23 protein-coding genes are annotated in these 23650 nt (G+C 68.2%); 12 read left to right on the top strand and 11 right to left on the bottom strand.

Features of this window, described 5'->3' with window-relative positions; genetic code table 11:
* Positions 1-163: 163 nt before the first annotated feature.
* Together ACL03I_RS35545 and ACL03I_RS35540 are read left to right on the top strand one after the other, a co-directional pair.
* A complete protein-coding gene (locus tag ACL03I_RS35545) occupies positions 164-901 on the top strand; it encodes a FadR/GntR family transcriptional regulator (RefSeq protein WP_412808153.1) in 738 nt (245 codons plus the stop codon).
* An 8-nt stretch (positions 902-909) separates the two neighbouring features.
* Complete coding sequence (locus ACL03I_RS35540; protein WP_412808152.1) at positions 910-1626, top strand: sterol desaturase family protein; 717 nt, start codon at positions 910-912, stop codon at positions 1624-1626.
* Between the two features lie 371 nt (positions 1627-1997).
* On the opposite strand, the gene ACL03I_RS35535 is transcribed toward ACL03I_RS35540, so the two are convergent.
* Entirely contained in the window at positions 1998-2552 is a 555-nt protein-coding gene (locus ACL03I_RS35535; RefSeq protein ID WP_412808151.1) for a TetR/AcrR family transcriptional regulator, read from the bottom strand.
* Positions 2553-2671: 119 nt separating this feature from the next.
* Here ACL03I_RS35535 and ACL03I_RS35530 point away from each other — a divergent pair, with 119 nt between their 5' ends.
* The 5 genes from ACL03I_RS35530 (at position 2672) to ACL03I_RS35510 (ending at position 8113) form a co-directional block, all read left to right on the top strand.
* Complete coding sequence (locus tag ACL03I_RS35530; protein WP_364432840.1) at positions 2672-3418, top strand: carboxymuconolactone decarboxylase family protein; 747 nt, start codon at positions 2672-2674, stop codon at positions 3416-3418.
* 133 nt (positions 3419-3551) lie between these two features.
* The gene (locus ACL03I_RS35525; protein ID WP_412808150.1) at positions 3552-3758 is read left to right on the top strand and encodes a heavy-metal-associated domain-containing protein; all 207 of its coding nucleotides are present in this window, start codon (positions 3552-3554) and stop codon (positions 3756-3758) included.
* A 16-nt stretch (positions 3759-3774) separates the two neighbouring features.
* Positions 3775-4719, top strand: a complete 945-nt coding sequence (locus tag ACL03I_RS35520; RefSeq protein ID WP_412808149.1) for a hypothetical protein — start codon at positions 3775-3777, stop codon at positions 4717-4719.
* A gap of 34 nt (positions 4720-4753) precedes the next feature.
* The gene (locus ACL03I_RS35515) at positions 4754-7000 is read left to right on the top strand and encodes a heavy metal translocating P-type ATPase (RefSeq protein WP_412808148.1); all 2247 of its coding nucleotides are present in this window, start codon (positions 4754-4756) and stop codon (positions 6998-7000) included.
* Positions 7001-7018: 18 nt separating this feature from the next.
* Positions 7019-8113: a threonine aldolase family protein gene (locus tag ACL03I_RS35510; protein ID WP_412808147.1), complete on the top strand. Its 1095-nt coding sequence runs from the start codon at positions 7019-7021 to the stop codon at positions 8111-8113.
* 124 nt (positions 8114-8237) lie between these two features.
* Here the strand turns inward: ACL03I_RS35510 and ACL03I_RS35505 are convergent, their stop codons facing one another.
* Complete coding sequence (locus ACL03I_RS35505; RefSeq protein ID WP_355073219.1) at positions 8238-8582, bottom strand: hypothetical protein; 345 nt, start codon at positions 8580-8582, stop codon at positions 8238-8240.
* Positions 8583-8687: 105 nt separating this feature from the next.
* A complete protein-coding gene (locus ACL03I_RS35500) occupies positions 8688-9551 on the bottom strand; it encodes an SDR family NAD(P)-dependent oxidoreductase (protein ID WP_412808146.1) in 864 nt (287 codons plus the stop codon).
* 85 nt (positions 9552-9636) lie between these two features.
* On the opposite strand from ACL03I_RS35500, the gene ACL03I_RS35495 reads away from it, so the two are divergent.
* The 3 genes from ACL03I_RS35495 (at position 9637) to ACL03I_RS35485 (ending at position 11720) form a co-directional block, all read left to right on the top strand.
* Entirely contained in the window at positions 9637-10458 is an 822-nt protein-coding gene (locus ACL03I_RS35495; protein ID WP_412808145.1) for a helix-turn-helix domain-containing protein, read from the top strand.
* Positions 10459-10610: 152 nt separating this feature from the next.
* Complete coding sequence (locus ACL03I_RS35490) at positions 10611-11135, top strand: helix-turn-helix domain-containing protein (RefSeq protein WP_355073225.1); 525 nt, start codon at positions 10611-10613, stop codon at positions 11133-11135.
* 12 nt (positions 11136-11147) lie between these two features.
* Complete coding sequence (locus tag ACL03I_RS35485) at positions 11148-11720, top strand: PIN domain-containing protein (protein WP_355073227.1); 573 nt, start codon at positions 11148-11150, stop codon at positions 11718-11720.
* A gap of 520 nt (positions 11721-12240) precedes the next feature.
* Here ACL03I_RS35485 and ACL03I_RS35480 read toward each other — a convergent pair.
* Entirely contained in the window at positions 12241-12729 is a 489-nt protein-coding gene (locus ACL03I_RS35480; RefSeq protein ID WP_412808144.1) for a DNA-directed RNA polymerase subunit beta, read from the bottom strand.
* A gap of 282 nt (positions 12730-13011) precedes the next feature.
* On the opposite strand from ACL03I_RS35480, the gene ACL03I_RS35475 reads away from it, so the two are divergent.
* Complete coding sequence (locus ACL03I_RS35475) at positions 13012-13938, top strand: helix-turn-helix domain-containing protein (RefSeq protein WP_412808143.1); 927 nt, start codon at positions 13012-13014, stop codon at positions 13936-13938.
* Positions 13935-14141 carry a DUF397 domain-containing protein gene (locus ACL03I_RS35470; RefSeq protein ID WP_412808142.1) on the top strand — a complete coding sequence of 69 codons (207 nt, stop codon included), beginning with the start codon at positions 13935-13937 and terminating at the stop codon, positions 14139-14141. Before ACL03I_RS35475 ends, ACL03I_RS35470 begins: the two co-directional genes overlap by 4 nt.
* Positions 14142-14287: 146 nt before the next feature.
* Here ACL03I_RS35470 and ACL03I_RS35465 read toward each other — a convergent pair whose 3' ends face one another.
* From ACL03I_RS35465 to ACL03I_RS35435, 7 genes are all read right to left on the bottom strand, one after another.
* Complete coding sequence (locus ACL03I_RS35465) at positions 14288-15481, bottom strand: glycosyltransferase (RefSeq protein WP_412808141.1); 1194 nt, start codon at positions 15479-15481, stop codon at positions 14288-14290.
* A 259-nt stretch (positions 15482-15740) separates the two neighbouring features.
* A complete protein-coding gene (locus ACL03I_RS35460; protein WP_355073231.1) occupies positions 15741-16835 on the bottom strand; it encodes a glycosyltransferase in 1095 nt (364 codons plus the stop codon).
* Positions 16832-18199 (bottom strand): glutamate-1-semialdehyde 2,1-aminomutase, encoded by a 1368-nt coding sequence (locus tag ACL03I_RS35455; protein ID WP_412808140.1) that lies wholly within the window; start codon positions 18197-18199, stop codon positions 16832-16834. Before ACL03I_RS35455 ends, ACL03I_RS35460 begins: the two co-directional genes overlap by 4 nt.
* A 161-nt stretch (positions 18200-18360) precedes the next feature.
* A complete protein-coding gene (locus tag ACL03I_RS35450) occupies positions 18361-19725 on the bottom strand; it encodes a GNAT family N-acetyltransferase (RefSeq protein WP_412808139.1) in 1365 nt (454 codons plus the stop codon).
* A complete protein-coding gene (locus ACL03I_RS35445) occupies positions 19722-21080 on the bottom strand; it encodes a glycosyl hydrolase family 28-related protein (protein WP_356963310.1) in 1359 nt (452 codons plus the stop codon). The genes ACL03I_RS35450 and ACL03I_RS35445 overlap by 4 nt, the downstream gene beginning before the upstream one ends.
* Entirely contained in the window at positions 21077-22342 is a 1266-nt protein-coding gene (locus ACL03I_RS35440) for a Wzz/FepE/Etk N-terminal domain-containing protein (protein ID WP_412808138.1), read from the bottom strand. Before ACL03I_RS35440 ends, ACL03I_RS35445 begins: the two co-directional genes overlap by 4 nt.
* 11 nt (positions 22343-22353) lie before the next feature.
* On the bottom strand, positions 22354-23619 hold the full coding sequence (locus ACL03I_RS35435; RefSeq protein ID WP_412808137.1) for a hypothetical protein: 1266 nt from the start codon (positions 23617-23619) through the stop codon (positions 22354-22356).
* Positions 23620-23650 lie beyond the last annotated feature (31 nt).

The following is a 23650-nucleotide window of genomic DNA, read 5'->3' as shown; positions in this document are numbered from 1 at the left end:
GGCTTCGGCGCGGTCATCCCGCCCCACCTCCTCGGCGTGGTCTCCACCTCGAATATGAACAAGCGATGCTAGCTCGCCGGGAGGCGGGTGGGCCACCGATTAAAGTTACGGCAAATTGGTCTGACCACTTGTCCTCCTGACCACTGAGGCGCACAGTAGACGCATGGCGTTGCAACCTGTGGTCAAGCGATCGGTGTCGGCGGACGTGTTCGAGCAGATCGCCGCGGACGTGCTCAGCGGTGAGCTGGCTCCCGGGGCGACCTTGCCCAGTGAGCGGCAGTTGGCGGAGGCGCTCGGGGTGTCCCGGCCCGCGGTGCGGGAAGCCTTGCAGCGGCTGGCCGCGGCCGGGCTGGTGTCGGTGCGCCAGGGAGACGCGACGACCGTGCTGGACTATCGGCGCGGCGCGGGGCTCGAGGTTCTGCCCAGGCTGCTGGTGCAGGCCGGGGAACTGGACCCCGCGGTCGCACGCAGCATTCTGGAGGCCCGCTTGCACAACGGGCCGAAGGTGGCGGAGCTGGCCGCGCGCCGGGTCGGCGCGATCGGCGCGGGCGAGGTTCGTCCCCTGCTGGAGGCTTCCCTCGAAGCGCTTGCCGCCGAACAGGATCCGATCGCACAGCAACGGCATGCGATGGAGTTCTGGGATCACGTCGTGGACGCGGCCGACTCGATCGTGTTCCGGCTGATGTTCAACATGTTGCGCGCCGCCTATGAACCGGCGCTCGCGGCGCTGGCCCCGATCATGTCCGCCGAGGTGGGCAACGTCGAGGCATACCGCGAACTGGCCGCCGCCATCGCCGCGGGCCGGCCGCAGAAGGCCGCCGGCACTGCTCGGGCGCTGCTCGAGCCGGCGACCACCGTCCTGATCGAGGTCCTCGGCGGACCGCCGGTCACGCACAGCTAGGAACGATCATGACCAAACCGAAAGCATCCGAACAGGCTTCGATCGACACGGACGCACGGGCGCGGGTACGCAGGGATGAGCGGGCGCTGCGGCGCGGACTCACCCTCGGCCAGGCATTCGAAGAATTCCTCCGGCACCCCTCGCCGTGGATGATCGGGACCACGCTGGTGGGCGCGCTGATCGCTCGCGTCGTCGTCGGCGATTGGCAGCTCACCGACCTGCTGGTCCCCGCCGTGATGCTGGCGGTGTTCCCGGTGTTCGAGTGGATCGTGCACGTCACGGTGTTGCATTGGCGGCCACGGCGGCTCGGCCCGATCGCACTCGACAGCGAACTGGCCCGCAAGCACCGGGAGCATCACGTGGATCCGCGCGACATCCCGCTGATCTTCATCCCGACGAAAACGCTGGCGGTGCTGGTCGTGGTGTTGATCGCGCTGGCGGCCTTCGCCTTTCCCCGTTCGGGCCTCGGCCTGACCTTTCTGATCACCATCACCCTGCTCGGCCTGGGCTACGAGTGGACGCACTACCTGATCCACACCGATTACAAGCCGAAAGGTTCGCTCTACCGGGCGGTTTGGCGCAACCATCGCCACCACCACTACAAGAACGAGCACTACTGGTTCACGGTCACCAGTTCCGGCACCGCCGACCGCCTCTTCGGCACCTACCCCGACCCGGCCACGACCGAGACCTCACCCACGGCACGTAATCTGCACTCCGCCTGATCCAAGCAGGTGCCGCCCCGCGATAAGTCAGCCGGGGCGGCCCCCCGGCGCGCATACCCACGACCGCACTACCCGCACCGGGCATTCGGACCGCTGCGCGACCAAGGCGGTCCGGCGACGACTCCACCGGGTGGCACGCCGGTGAGCTCGCCCAACGGCCGCAGTCGCCACGACGCCGACAGCGACGGGTCCGCGATGACTACCCCGGGCGCCGCTCAGCGATCCGGGTGGCGCTTCGTCACAACGCCGACCGTCTCGCGACGAGTTCATGAAGCAAACAGGTCCGTAGCCAAGAAGCGGGTACACGCCACGGGCCCGATCACCGCGAGCGAGTAGACCCCGCATGCAAATCGGCGGTAGTACGCCAACTCTCACCGCGTCGCGAGCAAACGCTCCGCGATCGTGCGCGCACGATGGGCCGCCTCCGGAGTTCCCTCACGGACCGCGGTGACGATCGCTCCGTCGACCAGCAGCGCGAGTTCGGCGGCCAGCACCTCAGCGTCGGATCGCCCCGCTTCGGTGAGCAGTTCGTTCAAGTACTCGATCACGCGGCGCTTGTGCCGATCGGCGACCTGATGGGCAGCACTCTCGCGATCGGCCACCTCGACCATGGTGTTGATGAACGCGCAGCCGCGAAAGTCGTTGCGGGCGAACCGTTCGGCCAGAGCGTCGAAGACCGCGAGCGGGCGGGCGTCGGGGTCGACGGTCTGTTCGACCGATTCGCGCAACCAGTCCAGCCACCGGCGGTCGCGATCCTCCAGCACAGCGACGACCAAGTCGTCCTTGCTCGCGAAGTGGCGATAGAAGGAAGCCCGGCCGACGCCGGACTCCTGGAGCAGGCGATCGATGCCTACGGCACGAATGCCTTCGGCATAGAACAGTTCTTCCGCCGTGGTGAGCAAACGTTGCTTGGCCCGGGTTGGCATAACGCCACGGTAGCAGAACGGAACTGATCAGTACCATTCGACTTGACCAATACGGAAACAATCGGTACCGTCTCGATTCGGAACCGATCGGTACCATCTTGTCCGAGCTGGAGGCTTCGATGTCCCGCCTGCCCCTTGTGTCCACCGACTCCGCCGACGCCGAGCAGGCCGATCTGCTCGCCGAGGTACAGCGCCAGTTGGGCCGGGTCCCGAATCTCTACGCCGCCATGGCGAACAGCCCCGCCACCCTGCGCGGATACCTGAACCTGCGCGACGCGCTGACCAAGGGAAAGCTCTCCGCCCGGGTGCGCGAGCAACTCGCCCTTCTGGTCGCCAGCGAGAACGGCTGCGACTACTGCACCGCCGCGCACACCATGCGCGCCGACCGGATGGGTTTCACCGAGCAGGCGATCGTCGACACCCGCGCGGCGCGCGCCGACGACCCGCACGCCGACGCGATCCTGCGCGTCGCCCGTGACGTGCTCCGCTCCCGCGGCCGGCTCGACGACGCCGCGCTCGCCTCGGCGCGCGCCCGTGGCGTCAGCGACGCCGAACTGAGCGAGATCGTCGGCCATGTCGCACTGAACGTCTTGTCCAACTACTTCAACCATGTCGCCGAGCCGGAACTCGACTTCCCGCCCGCGGCACCGACGAAAGGCACGGCAATGGAAGCGAAATGGCGGCCCGCGAGCAAGGTTGTCCTGGTCGAGGGTTACTCCCTGGTGGACCGTGAGGGCCGGGCCGCACGCACCGTCGATGACGTCCACATCGCGATCGAGGGCGGATTCCTGCACGTCAAGGTATCGGACTCGGCCGATGTGCAAGTGGTCTCGGCACCCGCCGTCGCGCTGGTGACCTACCGCTGATCCCGACCCGCACAGCCCGGTCCGCGACTCGTCGCGGGCCGGGCTTTCGTCTGCTCCGGACTTGACGTGTAGATACCCTAGGGGGGTAGGGTAAAACTCGAGAAGCAGACGAACCAGCAGGAGGACACCGACCATGAGCACCACCACCGTGACCGTCACCGGCATGACCTGCGGCGGCTGCGCCGCATCGGTCCGCACCGAGATCGGCCGCATCTCCGGCGTCGAGTCGGTGGCCGTCGACCTCGCCGACGGGCTGGTGACCGTAGATAGCGCGACCCCGATCGAACGCGCCGAACTCACCGCGGCGGTGGTTCGCGCCGGCTACGCGGTCGCAGGCTGACGGACGGAGTACTCCGATGAACGCGACCATCAAATTCGGCGGTTTCGCCCTCGGCCTCGCCGCGGTCTTCGGGATCGCACTCGCGGCCGGTGCGACCATCGGGCCGGAGCCCACCGAACCCGCCGCCCACGACTCGAACGCACACGGCGCCGCCCAAGGCGAGGACCACGCACTACCTGGAGGAATGATGGCGACCGACCGCGGCTACACCTTGCGGCTGGACACCACCCGAGCCACCGCCGCGGCGAACGTACCGCTGCGCTTCACCATCCTCGACCGGGACGGAAAGCCCGTCACCCGCTACGTGCGCAGCCACGAGAAGGATCTGCACCTGATCGTCGTGCGCCGTGATATGGCCGCCTTCCAGCACGTCCACCCGGTGCTCGGCGCCGACGGGACCTGGAGCGTCCCACTCGACCTCAGCCGCGCCGGTGACTATCGCGTGTTCGCCGACTTCACTCCGCAGGGCGGCGAGAACCTGACACTCGGCGCGGACCTGCTGGTGGCGGGCGTCTACGACCCACAGCAGCTGCCCGCGGCGACCTCCACCACCAACGTCGGCGACTACATCGTGACGCTGGACGGCACCGTAGTTCCCGGCCGGGCTTCCAAGGTGACGCTGTCGGTGAGCCGCGCGGGCAAGCCGGTGACCGACCTACAGCCCTACCTCGGCGCTTACGGGCATCTGGTGGCCCTGCGCGCCGCCGACCTGGGCTATCTGCACGTCCATCCGGAAGGCCACCCCGGCGACGGCGTGACCGCGGCCGGACCCGGCATCACCTTCGCCGTCACGGCGCCGAGCGCGGGCGACTACCGCCTGTTCCTCGACTTCCAGCACGAGGGCGTGGTCCGCACCGCCGAATTCACCTTGGCCGTCGCGCCGGGTACCCCCGCCGTAGACGCCTCGAGCCACAACGAACACACTGGTCAGCAGCAGGCGCCGGACGGCCACGTGCACTGACCCGCCGACCGCCGCACAGAACGGAGCACCCACGATGACCACCGCGACACAACCGCAGCCCTCCGGGCAGGTCGAACTCGTGATCGGTGGAATGACCTGCGCGTCCTGCGCCGCCCGGATCGAGAAGAAACTCAACAAGCTCGACGGCGTCACCGCGACCGTGAACTACGCCACCGAGAAGGCCCGGGTGGACGTCACCGGTGACGTCTCGCCCGACGACCTGATCGCCACCGTCGAACAAGCGGGCTACACCGCCGCCCTGCCCGAGCCCCCGAAGCCACAAGAAATCGCCGCCGAGGAAGATCCCGCGGCGAGCCTGCGCACCCGCCTGCTGATCTCCGTGGCGCTGTCGGTGCCGGTGATCGCCATGGCGATGATCCCGGCCTTGCAGTTCACCAACTGGCAGTGGCTGTCACTGACCTTGGCCGCGCCGGTCGTGGTGTGGGGCGCGCTGCCGTTCCACCGCGCGGCGTGGACCAATCTGCGCCACGGCGCCGCGACCATGGACACCCTGATCTCGATGGGAACGCTGGCCGCACTGGGCTGGTCGCTGTACGCCTTGTTCTGGGGCACCGCGGGCAGGCCGGGCATGACGCACCCGTTCGAGTTCACCATCTCCCGGATGGACGGCACCGGCAGCATCTACCTGGAGGCCGCGGCGGGAGTCACCACGTTCATCCTGGCCGGACGCTTCTTCGAGGCGCGCGCCAAACGGCGGGCGGGTGCGGCGCTGCGTGCCCTGCTCGAGCTGGGGGCCAAGGAGGTCTCGGTTCTGCGCAACGGAACCGAGCTGCGCATTCCGGTGGAGCAGCTGACGGTCGGCGACCGGTTCGTGGTGCGGCCGGGCGAGAAGATCGCCACCGACGGCGTCGTGGTGGAAGGTTCCTCGGCCGTCGACGCCTCGATGCTCACCGGTGAGTCGGTGCCGGTGGAGGTCGGCACGGATGACGCCGTGGTCGGCGCGACCGTCAACGTGGGCGGCCGGATCGTGGTGCGCGCCATCAGGATCGGTTCCGACACGCAGCTGGCGCAGATGGCGAAGCTCGTCGAGGACGCGCAGACCGGTAAGGCGCAGGCGCAACGGCTGGCCGACCGGATCTCCGGAATCTTCGTGCCGATCGTCATCGCGCTGTCGGTCGCGACGCTCGGATTCTGGCTCGGCACCGGCGGTTCGGTGGCCGCGGCGTTCACCGCCGCGGTGGCAGTGCTGATCATCGCCTGCCCGTGCGCGCTCGGACTGGCCACGCCGACCGCGCTGATGGTCGGCACGGGACGCGGCGCGCAGCTGGGCATCCTGATCAAGGGTCCCGAGGTGCTGGAGTCGACCCGGCGGGTGGACACGATCGTGCTGGACAAGACCGGCACCGTCACCGCGGGCAAGATGACGCTGCTCGATGTCTTCGCGGCCGAGGGTGAGCAGGTCGAACGGATTCTGGAACTGGCCGGGGCGCTGGAGGATTCCTCCGAGCACCCGATCGCCCAGGCCATCGCCAAGGGCGCCCGCGAGCGGGTGGGTGAGCTGAAGCCGGTCGAGGATTTCGCGAACGTCGAGGGCCTGGGCGTGCAGGGCACGATTGACGGGCACGCGGTGGTCGTCGGCCGCGCGCGGCTGCTCGCCGACTGGTCACAGCATCTCGACGACGACCTGACCCGGGCGATGCGCGCGGCCGAAGCCGAAGGAAAGACCGCCGTCGCGGTCGGCTGGGACGGCGAGGCGCGCGGCGTGCTCGTGGTGGCCGACGCGGTGAAACCCACCTCGGCCGAGGCGATTTCCCAGCTGCGCGCCCTCGGGCTCACCCCGATCATGCTGACCGGCGACAACCGGGCCGCCGCCGACGCGATCGCCGCGCAAGTCGGTATCGATGAGGTGATCGCGGAGGTGCTGCCGCAGGACAAGGTCGACACCGTCAAGCGGTTGCAGGCCGAGGGCAAAGTGGTCGCGATGGTCGGCGACGGTGTGAACGACGCCGCGGCACTGGCCCAGGCCGACCTGGGCCTGGCCATGGGCACCGGCACCGACGTGGCCATCGAGGCGGGCGATCTGACCTTGGTCCGCGGCGACCTGCGGGCGGCGGCGGACGCGATCCGCCTGTCCCGCCGCACCCTCACGACGATCAAAGGCAACCTGTTCTGGGCCTTCGCCTACAACGTGGCCGCGATCCCGCTGGCCATGGCGGGATTGCTGAACCCGATGCTCGCGGGCGCCGCGATGGCGTTCTCCTCGGTCTTCGTCGTCAGCAACAGCCTGCGGTTGCGCGGCTTCCGCTCGACAGCCCGATAACACGGAACCGGAGGACCGGTGAGCGACAACGCTACCGAGAGCGAGCCGCTCCGCGGATTCGCCAGCGACAACAACGCCTCCGTGCACCCGGAGATCATGGCGGCGCTCGCCGCTGCCAACGAGGGCCACCAGCCGGCCTACGGCGCGGACGTCCACACCGCCCGGCTACGCGAGCTGATCAAAGGGCATTTCGGCGAGCGTGCCGAGGTCTATCCGGTCTTCAACGGCAGCGGCGCGAACGTGGTCGGGTTGCAGGCGATGTGCGACCGGTGGAGCGCCGTGATCTGCCCGGAGTCCGCGCACATCCACCTGGACGAGTGCGGCGCACCCGAGAAGGTGGCCGGGCTGAAAGTGATCCCGGTGCCCACTCCGGACGGCAAGCTGACGCCGGAGTTGCTCGACCGGTACGCATGGGGCTTCGGCGATCAGCACCACGCCCAGCCCAAGGTCGTCTCCATCACCCAGAGCACCGAACTCGGCACCCTCTACACGCCCGGTGAGATCGCGGCGATCGGCGCGCTGGCGCGTGAGCGCGGCATGCTGCTGCACGTGGACGGCGCCCGGCTGGCCAACGCGGCCGCCGCGCTCGACCTGCCGCCGCGCGCGTTCACCACTGACGCCGGGGTGGACGTGCTGTCGTTCGGCGGCACCAAGAACGGCCTGATGCTCGGTGAGGCGATCGTGGTGCTCGACCCGGACGCGGTGCGCGGCGTGCAGTACCTGCGCAAGGCCGCGTTGCAGCTGGCCTCCAAGATGCGGTACGTGTCGGCGCAGTTCGTCGCGCTGCTGGAAGGTGACCTGTGGCTACGCAACGCGCGGCACGCCAACGCGATGGCGGCCCGGCTGGCCACGGCCGTCGCCCGGGTCCCCGGCGTCGAGATCGTACGGCCGGTGCAGGCCAACACCGTCTTCGCCATACTGCCCCGGGAGGTCGCCGAGCGGCTGCGGAAACGCTTCCGCTTCCACACCTGGGACGAGCGCACCGGCGAGGTCCGTTGGATGTGCTCGTTCGACACCACCGAAGCCGGCGTGGACGCCTTCGCGACGGCGATCGCCGAGGAAATGGCCGCTCAGGACGCGTTCCCGGAAACCGCGGGCAACCGAGCACGATGATGAAACACCGGACGGGACGGCACACGTGGTGTCGTCCCGTCCGGGCATCCGCCAGGAGGTCTCATGCGCATAACGCCATGGGCGAGCATACCTCTGGCACACCGAATTCCGAAACGAAAAAAGCTCAGCCGCGCAGCGTGGTGACCGTGACCAGCGACGGTTGGATGAATGCCCCGTAGACCTCGATCGACACCCCGCCGGTCGGGGTTTCGGCGGCCCATTGGGCGTGCTCGGTGATCCCTTCGCCGAGAAGCGCTTTCGCTCCGGGCGACCATGCGACGGCCACCTGGCTCAGCACCGGTCCGAGGTTCAGGTTCGCGATCGCCGCGGATTCACCGTTGTCGAAGTAGACCTCCGTGCCACCGGGGAACGGATTCACCGCGACCGCCGAGGCACTCGCCCCGCCGAACGCCGCTGCCGAACCTCCCGCTACGAGCGCGACCAAGACCGTCATGACCCGTCGACGCATCCGAATCCCCTTTTCGTGTATACGCACTGACCACGCGGCCAGTCATGTCACCCTTGCCGAGCAGGCAGCGTTCGGCAATTCGATGTGAGGCCAATCACATATACCCTATGACGTGCGCATCGCGGCATCGAATGCCCGCACATTGTCGGCAGCCCATTCGGCGAAAGTTCGCGCCCGCCCGAGTATCCGCCGCACGTCGTCGGTGACGATCGCGTTGTGTCCCGCACGCACATAGGCTTGCCCCGCAAGCGCACCGTCCGCGAATTCGGCGGACATTCCGGACGCGAGCATGTGTCGCCGCGCTTCGGTTTCCGGAATGTCGGCAACCTCCACCGTTCGGCCGGTCACGGTAGCCAAAGTGGCGGCCAAATCGTGCGTGGTGAGCAATTCTGGCCCGGTGAGGGTGTAGATCCGGCCCGCGTGCTCGGCGGAAACCAGCGCTTCGGCGGCGACACCGGCGACGTCACGAGGATCGATCACACCCTGTGCGGCGGAGCCGGTCATATTCGGCACCGGCTGCCCGGCATGAATCGCGGCGGCCCAGCTCAGGGTGTTGGAGGCAAAAGCGCTGGGGCGCAGAATAGTCCAGTCGACTCCGCTCTCGCGTGCGGCTTGCTCACCGGGCAAATGCCAGGTTCCGACCCGGCCGAGTCCGGCATCTCCGGTGCCGATGGCGGAAAGTTTGACGATCCTGGCAACTTTCGCGTCCCGCGCGGTGGCGATGAGTGCCCGGTCGGCCTCCACATATTCCGGGCCCAGCACGCCGACGACGAACGCGGCCTCCGCACCGGCCATCGCCTTCGCCATGGACGCGAGGTCGGTGTAATCGCCGCGCACCACTTCTACCCCGGCGGGCACCTCCGCCCGGTCCGGGTTTCGGGTGACGGCCCGGACCGATATCCCCCGCTCGCTCAGCTGCCGGACGATTTCACTGCCGATGGTGCCGGTCGCACCCGTGATCACGATCATGTGGACCACCGTGCCGGGCGTTCGCGCAGGTCTCTAGGAAATTCCGGCACACCTGGCGCGGCAGCGACTGCCTACAGTGGATCCGGTGATCACCCTGCCGCGCGTCGTGACCGCCGATCTGGTCGAGACGTCCGAACCCGCACCGGAGTCGCTGCGGCCGTGGCTGGTCGAACTCGGCCGCATCCCCACCGTGCTCGACCTCTCCGAGCCGTTCGCGCACATTCCGCAGACGGCCACCACGATCGTGCTGCGCGCCGAACACGGAGATGCCGGAGCCACCCGCGCCGCGCTCGTCGTCGGCCCGCAGACGAAGGCCAGCTACTCGCGCGCGAGCAAACCCGCAGGTTGCGTGCGCCTTCGACTCGCGCCCGGTGCCGTCCCCGCCCTGCTCGGAGTCCCTGCGGCGGACCTCACCGATCGCGTAGCGCGACTGGACGACCTACCCGGCCCGGTCGCGCACCTCGCCGCCGAGCTGATCGAACTCGAGCACGACGAGGTCGTGCCGTACCTGGAGAACGAACTGCCGCGCCGCATCCCCGACGATCCGGCCCAGCGCGCCCACCGCCGACTGCTCGCCACCGCCGTAGCCACCATCGCCGCCGCCCACCCGCTCCCCGTCCCGGAACTCGCCACACGCCTCTCCGTCAGCGAACGTCAGCTCCGCAACCTGTTCACCACCGGAATCGGCGTCTCCCCGAAACACTTCGCCCGCATCGACCGCGTCCGGCGCGTCTTGTCCCGAGCCGAAGACACACCGTGGGCCGACCTCGCGGCAGGCACCGGCTACTACGACCAGTCCCACATGACAGCCGATTTCCGCAGCCTGATGGGCGTGCCGCCGACGTCGTTCCTCCGAGGTGAGGTACCCGCCCCCTCCCCGTGCCGCGCACTCACCCGCTTCCGTTGATCGAGGCGGCACCGAACACGGCGGCAGTACGAGCGTTGCCGAGCTGTGTCCATCGCCTCTCTCGACATCGCACGGAAGCCGTGCGATGCTTATTCGAAAGATTCGAAACATCTTGCGGAATTTTCGTTGGATGTGCGAATGGAGGCGCAGACATGACCACGGCGATCGAAGCGCGGACGTTCGTGCCGGAACACACTGAAACATTGCCTTCGCTGCTGGATTTCCTGATCGCGCACGCCATCTCGCAGGGTGCGGGGCCCTCAGTGCGCTATGCACTGGTCGGCGCGAGTGAAAGCGATCGGATAGAGCTCCCACCCGAAGTACACGAGGCACTGGTGCAGGTGGTCACGGCGATGCAGGCGGGTAAAGCCGTGACTGTCGCGCCGCGCAGCATGACACTGACCTCGCAGCAAGCAGCCGACCTGCTGGGCGTCAGTCGGCCGACGGTCATCAAGCTGATCGAGCGCGGTGAACTGCCCGCCGAGCGCATCGGTTCCCGTCACCGTCTGCGGCTGGACGACGTACTGGAGTACCAGGAAGCGCGCAAGGTACGGCAGTACGAGGCGATCGCAGCGAGCACCGTCGATATCGACGCCGAGGACGATCCCGACGCGGTGCGAGCGCGGCTGAAGGAGGCACGCCGTGCTGTGGCGGCGCGGCGACGAGCGCAGAGCTGAGAGAATCACCGTGTGTTCGCGGTAGTGCTCGACACCTGTGTGCTCTATCCCAGCTTGCAGCGGGACTTCCTGCTGTCGCTCGCCGTGGAGAGCTTGTACCGGCCGCTATGGTCGGACCGGATCCTCGAAGAGGTCGAGTACACCGAAACCGCCAAACTTGTTGAGCAGGGCGAGGTTCAAGGCGACGCCGAGCGGCGGGCACGGCGGCTCGTCGAAACGATGCGAGCAGCGTTCGATGATGCCGTGGTGCGGAACTGGGAACCCCATGAGGGAACCTTCGGGCTTCCCGATCCCGACGACGAGCACGTGCTCGCCGCCGCCCTGGTCGGTGGGGCGGGCGCGATCATCACCAGCAACGTGAAGGATTTCCCGGATACGCGGGTGCCCAGGCATATCCAGGTGATCGAACCAGCGCTGTTCGCGGCAAACACAGTCTCGACTGCTCCCGAGACAGCACTTCGCGCATTGACGAGCCTGAGCCGCCGTTACCGCAACCCGCCCCAATCGATCGATGAGTTGCTGAACATTCTCGAGAAGCGCTACGACATGACCCAAGCTGTCGAAATGATGCGCTACGTCAGCTGATCTCACCGGCTCGCGCTCACTCGTTTCCGCTAGCGGGGCGCGAACGATCGCAATACAAGCGTTCACAAGGGAGGCGGGGCAGGCCGTGTGCGCCGTCCGGGAGGATCTCCACCGCGTCGGGGTAATGGGTGTGCCGCCATTCCCGCGCGAAGGTCATCGCCGCCGTGGCGCATGCGGCGAAATCCATTCGCAGTCCGTGTAGGAATACGCTCACGTGAACGTCGTTCGATGGGTTCATGGATGAATCGCCACACATCACGCACCTGGTCCCGGTGTGGACGTCGCGCACTCGCTCACGACTCCGGCTGCGTTCGTTTCGGTGCGGCGGAAGTATCGGTAGTCCTCGCGGCTGGCTATCACCGCCGCGACGAGCGTCGCGCACGATGAGTAGTCGCATTCGTAGTGCAGTTCCAGCGCCTTTCTGGCATTCGCGGGACTGGATACCGGCCAGTGTGGGTTGTCATGTGCGCGCTGGAACCGCGACTCATCGACGCGGAGGAACCGCCTCGTGCGCAATTCGTCATCCGACATGAGTTGTCCCCGACCTGCGCCGAGTACGCGGCATCTGGTCCGCCCACGCCCGGACGGCTTCGACTACGAACCTGCCTGACGGGCGGAAGGCGGTGCGCGGCGGCACTATCCAGTGCCGGATCGCGCCTACCGCAGCGGTTGGCGAAGGCAGCGCGATCGTCGCTCCCGTCCGCGCGACCGCCACGTCCAGCCGGAACAGTTCGGCGAACAACCGCACGTCATCGGGCAGATCAGGCTGGATGAGGAAGGTCCAGCGCCCCGAACGCGGATGTCCCACAATCGGTCCCAACGGGACGCTTCTGTTGTGCATGTGCGCCTTCACCGCCTGCCCCAGGCGAATAGGCATCGTCATCGCCCACACTGACCCCGCTCGCATGACGATCCGCCCGAGTTCCGGCGGGTCGACCACAGCGGGCAGACCGCACTCCTGCCGATAGAACAAGCATCGCGACAACGGTGTATCTCCGCGCGTTTCCATCTGTAGCCCCTTCTCGCACATCGAAAGACGGTTGACGAGCTCCGGGTTCCACCGACCCGCGAAATGCGGCCAGCCCTACGAGCACACGCGCAGCACAGCAGTCCCACACCATGCATGGGTGATCCAATGAACGATTCGCGAAAACTGCTTCGTTTTCCCAGGTGACCACCCATACTTGCTGTTCGGTGGCACCCGTGACGCGACAGTAGCGTCATCCACAGCTCGGGGGTGGGGCCACCCGCGAATGCAGTGCTTGCCATCTACCAGAAGGGGAACGCAGCAGTGGTCAAGCCACTCACCAGGGGGAATTCACCGCGCAACACCGTGTCGTCGCCATCCATGGGGCGAACTCCGGGCGTGCCGCATCGGCAGCTGGGCCGCGTCTTACGAGCGATGCGCCTGGAATCCGGCCTGTCGATCCTGATGGCCGCGAAGGCGATCGGTCGTGGCTCCGGGACCTTGCAACGGCTCGAGACGGGCCACGCGAACAAGATCTCCGATTCCGACATCGACAGCTTGTGTCGGCTCTATCGGCAGCCCGAGCGCGCGAGTGAGCTGAAAGCTCTCGCTGCTCAACGTATGGAGCAGAGTTGGTGGGACGAGTACACCGACCAGGTAGCGCCCAGTTTCGGCGTATATCTAGGCTTGGAGTCTGCGGCCGAATCGGTGACCATCTATCGGCCGGACATCGTGTCCGGCTTGTTCCAGACACGCGAGTATGCCGAGGCTTTGGACCGGGTGTACTTCGTAGAAGATTTGCCCGAAGAACGTGAGCGGCGACTGCGCATACGACGCGAGCGCCAGAACCTCATACTGCGCACAGTCTCCCCCCTCGACGTCGACCTCGTGATCGACGAAGGAGTGCTTCGGCGAGTGGTCCACGGACCCCGGGTAATGGCGAGACTGTGCCGCCACCTTGCCGACTTGCCGCCGAACGTGTCGGTGAGAGTGCTGCCCGACGCCGCAGGCTACCCAGTGGGTACGACGGCTGGGCCGTTCACGATCCTCGATTTCGGTACCGACAGCGCAGGCAAAGCTCTCGAGCCCCCTGTCGTATATATCGAGAGTTACGCGGGCAGTATTCACCTCGAAAGGCCGGACAGCGTGCGCCGTTATCGCAACGCATTCCAGAAGATTCAGCGGGTAGCGTTGGATCGCACCGAAAGCAAGCACCTGCTACGGCGGGTGGCAAAGGAGTACGCGCCATGAGCATGGACCTACCCGGGGCACGCTGGTTCAAAAGCAGCCACAGCGGCGGCAGGGACGACTGCGTCGAGGTCGCGCACCTGGAAGGCGGCATAGTCGGCGTGCGGGACTCCAAGAGTCCGACCGGAGCGGCACTGGTGTTTACACCCGGCGCATGGGACAGCTTCACAGCGCACGTGATCAACGGCGAGTACGACCGGCCGTGATCTGAAGCCCGGTACGGCGACGAGCGACCCGTCGCCACCGGGCTACCTCGTACCCGTCCGCCTCCGTTTGCGACACCACTTCGAGGGTCGAACACAGCCGTACCTAGGCTGATCACAGCGGGGTGCCGCCAACTGCGGGCGGATTCTCAACTGATCGAATCGATCAGCAGTTTCGCAGCCACCGCCGCCCCGTCCGAGCGGATCATGCCGCCCACTTCGTTCGCGCGCGCTCGGGTGGTAGACGCCAATGCGATGTCGAGAGCGGCGGACAATGCGGCTGCGCTGGGGTCGGCTTCCGCACACGCCGCTCCGATGCCGAGGTCGACCACCCTGCGTGCCCAGTACGGCTGGTCCATCATCTGGGGTACCACCACTTGCGGGACGCCCGCCCGGGCGGCGGCGGTCGTCGTGCCCGCGCCGCCGTGGTGGATGACGGCGGCGACCCGGCCGAACAGCGCTTGATGGTTGACCTCGTCGATGGCCATGCAGTCGGGCAGGTCATCGATCAGGGCCAGCTCGGCCCAGCCACTGGAAAGGAGGACGCGGCGGTCGTGGGCGCGGATCGCCTCGATTGCCGCCCGGGCGATTCCGCCGCGCATCGGCATACTGCCGAACCCGACATACACCGGGGGTGTGCCCGCGTCCAGGAACGCCGACAAGTCGGTGGGCAAGGCGCGTTCGTCGGGCACGATCCAGGCACCCGTCTGTATCACGTTCAGTTGCGGCGATTGCGGCCATGGACCCAGCACCGGGTCCGCGGCCAGCCACGGACTCTCGGTGATGACGTGGTCGCGTACGTCGGTGACCGGCCCTAGCCCGAGCGCCGCCCGGCCGGTATCGAGCGCGTTGCCGAACTGTGCGTTCCAACCGTGGCTGTCGATTTCCCACAGCAACTGGTTCGCGATCGCCTCGGGCGCGGGTCGATCGCCCGGCAACGGCATCGGCGGGTGATGTGGCGAGGGCAGACTGGTCGGCTGGTAGCTCACATACTGGTAGTGGATGCCGAGCTTCTCGGCGACGGACCGGGCCGCGACCTGGGTCACGCCGGCCGCGACCACAACGTCGCATCCTGCGGCCGCTGTGGCGATCGTGTCGAATTGGATTCTGGGCCAGTCCGTCACAAATCGCGACAGCTCAGCCCGCGACGGTCTCCCGGCTCGGGAACCGGCCTTCAGCGGCCCCAGCGGCACTATCGGCACCCCCAGGTCAGCGCAACGCGGGGCGATATCCGGTGGCGCGCACACCCGCACCCGCGCTCCGAATTCCCGCAACCACAGCGCGAGCCCCAACATCGGCTCGCTGTCGCCGCGCGACCCACTCGCCGTCAACAGCACCCGCACGGGTCACCGACGCTCTACAGCTGGATGCACACTGATGCGCCTGGCCCGAACGAAGTCGACGATGCCGCCCATACCGACCATCATCGACCCGGAACACGTTGCCCCCCTGCGCATCCGTTCCCATCCCGGAGAACCTGTGATACGTCACGGCAGCCGTTGCTACGACCGGCTCGACGAGTGAGCAGACGCGCTCGACCATGCGGCCAGGCAGATCACGCTCGCCGAGCAAACAGCGTTCGGCACTTCGCTGGGCGGCCGCTTACTGAGCGACGCACGCGGCCATCCGTGCCCGAAACGCGGTTGGTGCGAACGTTTCCGCGTGGGCGCGGACGATGCGCGGGTCGTAGCGGGCGGCGTCGAAGTCGGCCATCGCCGCGGCCAGGCGGGTGACGACGTCGGGATCGGCGCCCGGAGCGATGTGTTCGCCGGTCGTGCCCGGTCGTACCGTGTCGAGCGCGCCGCCCGCGCCGATGGCGATCACCGGGGTACCGCAGGCCATGGCTTCGACCGGGACGATGCCGAAGTCTTCCACGCCGGGCATGAGCAGGGCGCGGCAGCGTTGGTACATGTCCCGCAGGACGTCGGTAGAGGTGGCGCCCAGAAAAGTTGTCTCGGGTCCGGCGAGGGCTTCGAGCTGAGGCCGGAAACGTCCGGCGCCCAGCACGACCAGCCGCACGCCGGCGAGTTGCGCGGCTCGTATGGCGAGATCAGCGCGTTTGTAGGGAACGAGGCGACCGGCGCAGAGAAAGAAGTCCTCCCGGGCACGTGTGGGATCGGGGGTGAAACGGTCGACATCGACGGGGGGATTGATCACGGTGGCGGTCAGGCCCCACCAGTCGCGGATCCGGTCGGCGACGGCGGTCGAGTTGGCGATCACCTGGGTCAGGCGCGGCGCGGCTCGCAGTTCGGTGCGGCGGGCCAGTGCGCCCAGGGCGCCGAGGGCGAACTGGCCGGTCCGTCCGCCGGCTTCGCGGATGCGGAACTCTCGATCCCAGGCCCATCGCGCGGGGCTGTGCACATAGGCGATCACGGGCGCGTCGGTGGCCAACGCGGCCTGAGTGGCGAACGAGTGGTGGCTGACGACCACGGCGTCATAGCCCCGCAACGGCATACGACGCAGGGAACGGGGGACGAACGGCAGCAGAGGGGCGTGCCGACCGCGGGTCACCGTGTGGGCGCGAGAGAGCCAGGTGTCGTGGACATGCCGGACGGGCAGGCGGATTCCGTCCGGCGTGACGATCGGGGCGTAGATGTCCGCACCGGGCCAGGTGCGGGCGAATTCGCCCACGACGGCTTCGGATCCGCCGAATTCGGTGAACCGTTCGTGGACGATGGCGATGCGGGGTGTGGTCATCGAGATGTGCTCGTTTCGATCTGCCGCGGCGCGGCGGTGCGTCGAATCGCGGGAGCGACCGATCGTCCGCGCAGCAGTCCATCGACGGTGCCGCGTTCGAGGGCGGTCCGGTACACCTGGGCCGCGGCCGCGCAAGCCGACAGGGTGGCGGCGATCGCGTCGTGGTCGTGTGCCGCCGAGGTGACGAAGGATTGCCCGAGTACTCCGCGTTGCAGCAGTTCTTGCAGGAACAACGTGCGGAACGCCTGGCATGGGTTCCCGTGGGAATCGAGGGTTTCGAAGATCAGGCAGGAGGAGCGACCGCGGACCCGGAGGTGGTCGCCGATCCCGAGTTCGGTTACCAGCGCGGTGAACCCGGTCGCCAGTGCGGCGCCGGCCGCTTCCATTCGAGCGATCGGATCGCCGGTCCGGTAGGCCGCGGCGACCGCGCGGAAGGCCGCCAGCCCACTGGTTTCCGGCCCGTGCGTGGTGGACAGCAGAAACACGCGGTCGGCGTCGGTGCGCAGACCGCCCCGTTCCAGGTACTCGCGCCGTCCGGCGAGCGCCGATATGGGGAATCCGTTACCCATGGCCTTGCCCCAGCAGGACAGGTCGGGAGTTACGCCGTAGACGGACTGTGCGCCACCTGCGGCCCAGCGAAATCCGGTGATCATCTCGTCGAACACCAGCAGGGTGCCGTGCCGATCGCACAGGGCGCGCACGGCTTGGAGATAGCCGGGCTCGGGTTCCGCGGTCGCGGTGGCCGGCTCCATGACGACCGCGGCCACGGTGTCGCCCGCCAGGACCGCGGCGAGGGCGTCGACGTCGTTGTAGGGAAACCGGACGGTTTCGGCGCCGACCTGAGCGGGGATGCCCGCCGACATCGGTGTCGTCGCGATGAACCAGTCGTCGACCGAGAAGAACGGCTGTTCGCAGACGGCGATCCGCTGGCGACCGGACACGGCCCTGGCCAGCCGGACGGCGGCGGTGGTGGCATCGGAGCCGTTCTTGGCGAACTTGACCATGTCCGCACCGGGGACCAGGTCCAGGAAGTCCTCGGCCGCGAGCAGTTCCAGTTCGGTCGGCCTGCTGAAGTTCACTCCGTCGGCGATCGTGGTCGTCACGGCGTCGAGAACCGGTGCACAAGCATGGCCGAGGGTGACCGAACGCAGTCCCATCCCGTATTCGACGTACTGGTTGCCGTCGGCATCCCAGACTCGGCATCCGTTGCCGCGCACCAATATCGGCGCCATCTGCTCCGGGTATTGATCGGCTCCGCGGGCGTAGGTGTGCGCGCCGCCCGGCACCAGCTCGTGCAGCCGACGCTGCAGCGCATTGCTGCGGGCGAACCCGTGGTGCGGTGGGAGGTCGGGGGGCAGAGTCATCTGGTGCTCCGTATGCGGTGCGGGCAGGATACCGGCGGAAGCCGGTACAGCAGAGCGGTGCCGGTGAAGTGTCGGACGGGGATACGCTCCGGCGTCGAGGAGGTCGCGGGACCGGCCGGAGGTGCTGTGGTCCTGCGCCGGGGCGCGCCCGGTCGCCGAAGTCACGGGACCGGCTCCCCACGGACCGGCGCGTCATCCGGGACAGCCGTGCGGGCCGGATGACTGTACGCCCAGAGGTCGTGATCGCCGCGAGGTCCGAAGACATCGAGGTGCCCGCGCATCCGCCCTTCCTCGGCGAACCCGGCCGCGGCGACCGCAGCCGCTGCGGCGACGTCGGACACGGGGATCGCGATGGCGACGCGGAGAATCTCGAGCCGTTCGGTCGCATGGCGCACCAGTAGGCGGAGCACGCTCGCGCGGGTTTCCGGGCGAGCCGACGCGTCGGTCCAGACGCTGAGCCGGATATTGCGATCGAACATGTCCAGCCCGTGCAGCCGGGCTTCCCCGACGAAGCGGCCGTCGTCGAGAATCGTCAGCGTCAGCCCAGGCCCGGAACGCAGGCCTGCCCTGGCTTCGGCGAGTTCGGCCAGCCAGTGGCGCAGGGAATGTCGGCGCAGCCACGCGGCGGGTGACATGTGCGGATCGCGTGCCAGCGTCGCCCGGTTGCGGATACGGGCCGCGCGGCGCTGCCGGAAATCGGCGACACGGCGTGACCGCACCAGCACCCCGCCGCGGTCATCGGAGTCGGAGAGGGCGACGGCGGCGCTGCCCCGCAACCACCTGAACACCCGGCGCAATCGGGAAAGCTGGTACCGCAGACGCGCGGCTGCGATGCTCACGCGGGGCGGCCCGTGCGGGACAGCGGGGGCGGCGGGCAGTTGCGTCGTCATCGGGTGGAGGCGCTGCCGGGCCAGGTAGACGGCGGTGAAGCCGAGGTCGGGCCGATCGGGGCGGGTCACCGCCCACAGCTCGTGGTCGCGGCGTGCGCCACCGGCATCGAAATAGGTGGTCATCCGGGCTTCGTACCGCAGGCCCGCCGTGGCCGCGGCCTTGGCCGCGGCGATGTTGCCGGGTGCGATCGGTGCGGTGATTCGCATGAGGCCGAGACTGTCGAAACCGAAGTCCGTCATCATGGTCAAGGCAAGAGCGCCGATACCGCCGCGCGCGACGGCGGAGCTGATCCAGATGCCGAGTTCGGCGCTGCCCGCCGCCGTATCGATCGAGGCCAGTTCGATCTGTCCGGCGAACCGCCCGGCCACCTCGATGACCATGCTCACCCGCCGCACGGCGCGTGCCTCGGCCCAGTTGTCCAGGCATTCCCGCACCCAGTGGCGTGCGGTGTGGCGGTCGGGCCAGTCCTGCTCCGAGCTGACCCAGTAGGGCTCCATGATCGCGCGGTCACGGAGCCGGATCCGCCGCCACTCAGCGAAATCGTCGAAGCGCGGCGGCCGCAACCGCACCGGCGTTCCGAGTGGACCGGTGATGGTCGGCTGCGCTTCGATACGGCGGTACTGGCGTCGGGTCATCCGCCGGGACGCTTCCTGCCGAGCGCGACCGTGCCCAGCTTTCCGTCGTCGGAGACCGTGAGCCGCCAGTAGCCGCCGTCGGGCGCCTTGAGCACTGGACCGTTGTCGGCGTGCTCGCAGACCCAGGTTCCGTCGGCGGTCACCGCGGCGCGGACGGCGCCGTCGCTGCTCTGTGCCTGGAACACGTCCGCGCCGTGCGGCCCCGCTTGGGATACCACGGTGCCGGTGAACCGCGGAGTGCGCATGCCCTTGCGGCCGATGACATTCCAGCCGCCCGGAAACGTCTCGACGGGAATGTCGTCGGTGATCCCCGAGATCAATCCGAGCGCAGTGCCTTCCGGACAGCCGACCGGATCCACGCGCACCGGGATGCCCGGCGGCTGCGACTCCGCGTCGAAGATCACGTTCGCCAGATACGGCTGTCGGCAGTAGTTCAGTTCCAGCCCGACCGAACGGGCCGCGACCTTCGCGTTGACCATGCCGAACTGCGCGGGCCCGCCGCGCCCGTTCTCGCCGACCGACACGGCGACGTCGGCTCCTTCGAACCACACGTTGGTCAGCCACCAGTCGTTGGCGGCGCCGTCGACCCGCAGGTGCCGGTGGGTGGTGAGCGGGTTCTGGTCGGAGACGAATTCGACGTTGGTGAGCGCCAGCCCGGCGTTGTGGTCGTTGCCGGTGCCGAGGACGCCGGTGTGATTACTGGTGAACTTCGAGGAGGTGACGTAGTTCTGGATACAGGATGTGGTCAGTCCGATCCCGAAATTGTTGATGTCGCAGTTGATGAAGGCGGTGCCGCCGGTGTTGTCGCGCAACACGACTCCGCGCTGGGTCAGGTACCGCGGATGGTTGTCGCTGAGGTGGTTGCCGCGCAGTACCACCGCGTCGAAGGAGCAGCGAAAGCATTCCGACAGGTCGACCGCCGTCGAGCCGGGACCTGTCGTGTAGATGCCCAGCCTGGCGAAACGGACCCGGCTGCGCTTGCGCAGCCGCACCAGAGTGCCCTCGCCCGCGTAGACGATCGTGGTGACGTCGGCGCCGTCACCGAGAATCGTGGCGTAGTCCGGCAGATCAGGCATCGACTCGACCCGGTAGTGCCCGGCGGGCAGGTAGAGCACCAGCGGCTCGTCCGGGTCCTTGGCCACGGCTGCGGCCAAAGCCTTGGTGTCGTCGGCGATACCGTCTCCGACGGCTCCGAAGTCCCGGACGTTACGTGCCGCGGGCGCATCGGTGGTCGGCGACCGGAACTGCGGGTCGTCCGGCTCGGCTGTGGTGCAGGCGGCGGTGATCGGAAGTACCGCCGCCGCACCCAAAGTCGCGGCGAGCAAGCGGCGCCGCCGGAGAATGTCGTCGCTCATACCCTCAACCATCCCACCAGTCGGTCCGCCGCCGATCCGGGCGCGTGGTAGCCGACCACGCCGGTCGGCCCGGACGTGCCGAACGCGGTCAGGGCGGTACGCAGCCGCGGTTCGGTGAGTCTGCCGAGATCGGCGACGCCGAGAATGGCATCGGACAACGGCGCGACGGCGACCGCGTCGGCGGCACGACTGACCGGTGCGGTCTCGATGATCACGCGGTAATAGCGCTCGCGCAGATCGGCGATGAGATGGGCGAAGTGTTCCGAGGCGATCAGGTCGGACGTATCCGGCTCGATGTGCCCGATCGGCAGCACCGCGACCCCGGTCCCGCCCCAGTCCTCGGTGATCGCCCGGTCCAGCGGTACACCGCCGCGCAGCAGCGTCGTGAGGCCTGGACCGGGCACCGTGCCGGAGCTTCCGTCGCCGGAGGTGTCGGCGTCGACGAGGATCACCGGATGACCGGCATCGGCGAAGGCCAGCGCCAGGGTGTTCGCCACCTTTGATAGTGATCGGTCGGTGAGGCTGGTGCATTCGATGATCTGGGCGCCCCGCAGGTGATTACGCAGTCGCCGGGCCGCCTCGGAGGTGGATTCTCCGTGGTCGAAGGCGGCGACCACCGGGACCGGCGCGACCTCGGCGAGGTTGCTACTGGTGCGAATACGCCGGTCGGTGCGTTCGCGCAGAAATGCGGCCGCGAAGCCGAGCAGCAGTCCACCGAACAAACCCATGGCGACGAACCGGCTCGTGCCGGGGCCTGCCGGAGCGGCCGGTAACCGGGCACGGTCGACGACCGAGACGCGGGCGGCGGGAGCAGCGCCTGATTCGATGGATTCGAGACTGTCGATTAGAGCCCGGAATTGGGCGACCGTGGCGTCGGTGAGATCACGCGCCCGCTGCGCGGTGGGCGCGGAGACCGCGATCTCCAGGATCGTGCTTGCGGGCGGCGACGAGGCGGTGATCCGCCCGCGGAACTCGTCCGGCGATTCCGTCAGCCCTTGGTCGTGGACGACCCGCTCCGCGACCGCGGCGCTGGTGGCCAGTTCGAGATAGGACCGCACGCGCTGCTGGGCCGCCAGACCGCCCTGGTAGGAGTCGTTGACCGAGGTGCCGGTGGCCATCGAGACGTACATCGTGCTGCTGGCCACGTACGTCACGGCGCGGGAGGAGGCGTACCAGACGCCGGCCACCGTGACGGTCAGCGCGATGGCGGCGATCAGCATCCACCGCCGCCGGACGATATGCCAGATATCGATCAAACCCATGAACTGCGACCTCATGTCTTCGTAACTGCTGAAGCGTGCGCCGGTGACGGGAGCGGCGTCGGGCGGCGGCGGAATTCCGTGACGATCAGATGGACGAACCAGGCGAGCACGGCCGACTGGGCGAACTTGCCGAGATTCTCGAAGCTGCCGAGAATCCCGCGTTCGAACAGGGTGGAGGCGCCGGTGATCGCGAGCCCCAGCACCAGGACCGGGAAGAACCGCGAATACAGTGCGCGCTCCCACGCGAGCAACAGCCCGAAGGTGAACACGACGGCGACGAGCACGCCGACCTCACCGCCGAGCAGATAGCCTTCGTTCACGTTGCCCTCCGCGAGGGACACCGACACGGTGCTCATATCCACCGACGCGCCGCGCACGTCGTTCGCCCAGGCCGTACCGGATTGGAGCTTCTCGATACCGAGTACCTGCGCCGGGATCAGGCTCAGGCTCGCGTGGTGGAGAACCTCGCCGGGCGACAGCCAGCCCCCTGGACCGACGAAGTACGCGTCGGTGGCGGCTTCGAGCAGGTCGAAGCGCCGCAGGATACTCAGGAACGGCCGGACGTTCTCCGGGTAGCGGGAGTCGACGAGGGCCGCGTCCAGCGCGGCCGTGCCGGAGTTCTTGAACGACTGCAGCCAGCCGAATCCGGCGACGCCGAGCACGCCGATCAGCACCACGCCGATCGTGGTGCGCCGGTTCCAGCCGAGCATCGAAAACCGCACGGCCAGCGCGAGTGCGGCGGCGAGGATCGGTGTCTTGGACTGCACGGCCGACGACCAGTACAGCTCGCCCGCGAACAGGGCGCCGAGCACCAGCGCCGTGGTCTGCGGCCGTGCAGGCCGGAGGAAGATGATCATTCCGAGCGCCGCGATCCCTGCGAACGTGGCGACGAAACTGAGCAGGGGGTTGCCGCTGCTGACCTCACCGGCCGCGCCCAGCGATCCGGTGGCCACCGATGCCGCCCGGCCCAACAGTCCGAGCCCGTAGAGCACGATCAGCGTGGGCATCACGCCGGGGTCTTCGACCGCGGCCGGGACGGCGCTCGGGGGGTGCCGCCGCCGCCAGAGCGCGTAACCGATCACCAGTAGCGCGTAACACCACAAACCGAACACCACGTGGTCGAGCACCAGACCGATCCCGCGGTCGTATCCCAGTCCGGCCAGCCGGGGGTCGGAGATGTTGTCGCCGTAGTGCGGATCGGGCAGCACCGCGAGCAGCACCAGCGGCCGCGCCACGTAGGACAGCGACCAGAACAGGGCCTGCGCGATGAAGAACACGCGGGCGATGCCGGGAACCCACAGCGCGGCC

The sequence above is a fragment of the Nocardia sichangensis genome (assembly GCF_047200615.1).
GTDB classification, from domain to species: domain Bacteria; phylum Actinomycetota; class Actinomycetes; order Mycobacteriales; family Mycobacteriaceae; genus Nocardia; species Nocardia sichangensis.
The sequence above is the reverse complement of the archived record's forward strand: the minus strand, read 5'-3'. Positions and strand labels throughout refer to the sequence as shown.

What these genes read in the sequence shown, in the direction of transcription:
- ACL03I_RS35535 (WP_412808151.1), bottom strand. Translation starts at nt 2,552, where the DNA reads ATGCCAACCCGGGCCAAGCAACGTTTGCTCACCACGGCGGAAGAACTG.
- ACL03I_RS35490 (WP_355073225.1), top strand. Translation starts at nt 10,611, where the DNA reads ATGACCACGGCGATCGAAGCGCGGACGTTCGTGCCGGAACACACTGAA.
- ACL03I_RS35470 (WP_412808142.1), top strand. Translation starts at nt 13,935, where the DNA reads ATGAGCATGGACCTACCCGGGGCACGCTGGTTCAAAAGCAGCCACAGC.
- ACL03I_RS35455 (WP_412808140.1), bottom strand. Translation starts at nt 18,199, where the DNA reads ATGACTCTGCCCCCCGACCTCCCACCGCACCACGGGTTCGCCCGCAGC.
- ACL03I_RS35545 (WP_412808153.1), top strand. Translation starts at nt 164, where the DNA reads ATGGCGTTGCAACCTGTGGTCAAGCGATCGGTGTCGGCGGACGTGTTC.
- ACL03I_RS35525 (WP_412808150.1), top strand. Translation starts at nt 3,552, where the DNA reads ATGAGCACCACCACCGTGACCGTCACCGGCATGACCTGCGGCGGCTGC.
- ACL03I_RS35515 (WP_412808148.1), top strand. Translation starts at nt 4,754, where the DNA reads ATGACCACCGCGACACAACCGCAGCCCTCCGGGCAGGTCGAACTCGTG.
- ACL03I_RS35540 (WP_412808152.1), top strand. Translation starts at nt 910, where the DNA reads ATGACCAAACCGAAAGCATCCGAACAGGCTTCGATCGACACGGACGCA.
- ACL03I_RS35500 (WP_412808146.1), bottom strand. Translation starts at nt 9,551, where the DNA reads ATGATCGTGATCACGGGTGCGACCGGCACCATCGGCAGTGAAATCGTC.
- ACL03I_RS35450 (WP_412808139.1), bottom strand. Translation starts at nt 19,725, where the DNA reads ATGACCCGACGCCAGTACCGCCGTATCGAAGCGCAGCCGACCATCACC.
- ACL03I_RS35505 (WP_355073219.1), bottom strand. Translation starts at nt 8,582, where the DNA reads ATGCGTCGACGGGTCATGACGGTCTTGGTCGCGCTCGTAGCGGGAGGT.
- ACL03I_RS35530 (WP_364432840.1), top strand. Translation starts at nt 2,672, where the DNA reads ATGTCCCGCCTGCCCCTTGTGTCCACCGACTCCGCCGACGCCGAGCAG.
- ACL03I_RS35445 (WP_356963310.1), bottom strand. Translation starts at nt 21,080, where the DNA reads ATGAGCGACGACATTCTCCGGCGGCGCCGCTTGCTCGCCGCGACTTTG.
- ACL03I_RS35460 (WP_355073231.1), bottom strand. Translation starts at nt 16,835, where the DNA reads ATGACCACACCCCGCATCGCCATCGTCCACGAACGGTTCACCGAATTC.
- ACL03I_RS35440 (WP_412808138.1), bottom strand. Translation starts at nt 22,342, where the DNA reads ATGGGTTTGATCGATATCTGGCATATCGTCCGGCGGCGGTGGATGCTG.
- ACL03I_RS35480 (WP_412808144.1), bottom strand. Translation starts at nt 12,729, where the DNA reads ATGGAAACGCGCGGAGATACACCGTTGTCGCGATGCTTGTTCTATCGG.
- ACL03I_RS35520 (WP_412808149.1), top strand. Translation starts at nt 3,775, where the DNA reads ATGAACGCGACCATCAAATTCGGCGGTTTCGCCCTCGGCCTCGCCGCG.